At 31.5% G+C, this 2268-nt stretch carries 1 protein-coding gene; it reads left to right on the top strand.

The window, feature by feature from the left end:
• Positions 1 to 2015, top strand: a 2015-nt coding sequence (yaaA, locus tag Q0296_RS05440) for a peroxide stress protein YaaA (RefSeq protein ID WP_298037678.1), incomplete at its 5' end; no start/stop codon positions are given.
• Positions 2016 to 2268: the final 253 nt, after the last annotated feature.

The following is a 2268-nucleotide window of genomic DNA, read 5'->3' as shown; positions in this document are numbered from 1 at the left end:
ACGACAAACTAAAAGAGATCAAAAAAGAGTCTATGGATAGTTTTGGCAAGGCAAAGAGAAATTTCTTACTTTCGCTAAAAGACGCCAAAACGACTTGGAAGAAAGATATAAATTTCAAAAAATTGCCATTAATAATGATAATAGGCAACGAGGGCGCTGGTAAAAGCGCTTTTATAAACTATTCAAATATCGAATTTCCTCTATCTGACAGCCTAGATACATATAAAAAGATACACCAAAGTACGACAAATTTTAACCTTTATGTATCAAAATTTGGCGCATTACTAGATACTGAGGGCATTCACTTTGCACAAGAGAGTCTCTATCAGCCAACTGCAACAGAGGAGCTTCCTGAAGATGATATAGAGAAAAATAGAGACTATCTACTTAAAAAAGGCGTTTGGAATGAGTTTTTGCACTTTTTAAAGAGAAATGACTTTAACTCAAGACTAAGCGGTGCCGTGCTTATTATTGATACTAAAAAATTCCTAGAAGGCACTCAAGAGTATTTTGACGAGCTTATAAGATATATGGTAAAGAGGATAAATGACTGTGAGAAGCACCTTGGCATTAAATTTCCTATTTATGTAGTCTTTAGCAAGCTTGATCTTATAGATGGTATGGGTGATTATTTCAAATTATTCAATGAAGACGTGGCAAATAAAGCACTTGGTATAAATTTAGACTCAAATTTCACCGCCCAAACGCTTGAGACAGAGCTTAAGGGCTTAAGCGACTCACTATTTAAACACCTAATGAGCAAAAACTCGATCTCGCACATGCTAGAAGATAAAAAACGCTCATATTTGTTCTTAAAACAGCTTGAAAATTTCTTTGTGCTGGTAAAAGATTTTGTTACAAAACTAAGCTCTCAAAATGCTCTTAAAAACACATCTGTTATAAATGGAGTTTATTTTGTAAGTGCATATCAAGAAAATATCCCTATAAACTACCTTACAAATACGATTTGTGATAAATACAGCATCAAAAAACCACTTCTTAGAGCGGTAAATAATTACAGCAAACAAAGCTACTTTGTAAAATCATTTTTAAAAGAGATCGCTTTTAAAGCAAATGTAACGAAATTTGGCGCACAAAATAGATTTATTAAATTTGTAAATTTCGCTCTAGTGGCTGCACTTTGTGTGGGAGTTTATTTTGGTTCTAGTTATATTTTAAATATCAAAAATACAAAAGAGCAAACTGCGGCTAACAACGTAGATAAAATTTCTAACTATCTTGATAGCAAAAAGTATAAAGACCTTACCGCCACACAAAAGATCGAGCTTTTAAATCTGCTAAAACAAAGTCTAAACGACTACCCAAGGATCTTTAGCGGTGATACTAAATTCGAGTACATCACTCTTGATACCTCTTATAAGGGTTTTGCACCTGTCAAAGCGCTTTATTACGATCTTAGCGCTGACTTTTTCAAAAATACAGTTTTAACTGAGATGGAAAATATCCTAAAAACAGAGAGTGATCCAGATAAGCTTATAAAAGCCTTTTATATGTATGATGGATTATGCTTTAAAAATATGAATAGAGAAGACTTAGACTCAAAGGACCTAGACTATATAGACAAACACCTATTTATCCTGTCAGCCCTATATGGTGCAGTAAGACCCTTTGACCTGATTTCACCATACAGGCTAGATTTTTTGATGAAAACAGAAATGGGTAATTTGTACAAGTTTTGGCAAGACGAAATAGCAAAAAAAGTATTGGAAGATGAGGATTCAATAGTAAACCTTGCAAGTGATGAGTTTTCGAAAACTATAAAAAAGTACATAAAAGATGAAAAAATTTTAAATATTGAGTTTTTTGAGAATGTAGATGGTAACTTAAAAAAACACTCTACTATTTCAAAAAAGGCAAGGGGAAAAATGTTATATTTTATGACAAAAAATAAGATCGAGGACATAGAAGACATAAAAAAATTTAATTTAGATGGCTATTCTTTTTCTGAAGAAAAGTCAACAAAAGATAGGTATGTTTTTATTGCAAGTAGATAGAAACATTATATCGTATAGAAGAGGGGATTATCTTCTCTTTTTGTTTGCATACTATGAGTGAGTCCTAATAGGAGAAAGCACCGAATATGCCCAGATAGTGGTAAATGAATGAGTGTAATTAGTTATATAGATAATAATAAATAAATTTTAAATTATTTATTCTTATACTATTTTAGTGTTGACTGATAATCAAAAATTGCGTATACTTAAAGAATAAAATCATGAAATTATTATTACTAATAAAAAGTACAAT

This window comes from uncultured Campylobacter sp., from assembly GCF_937890585.1.
In the GTDB taxonomy this organism is placed as follows: domain Bacteria; phylum Campylobacterota; class Campylobacteria; order Campylobacterales; family Campylobacteraceae; genus Campylobacter_A.
Note: the sequence above shows the minus strand (reverse complement) of the source record. Positions and strands in the feature narration are given on the sequence as shown.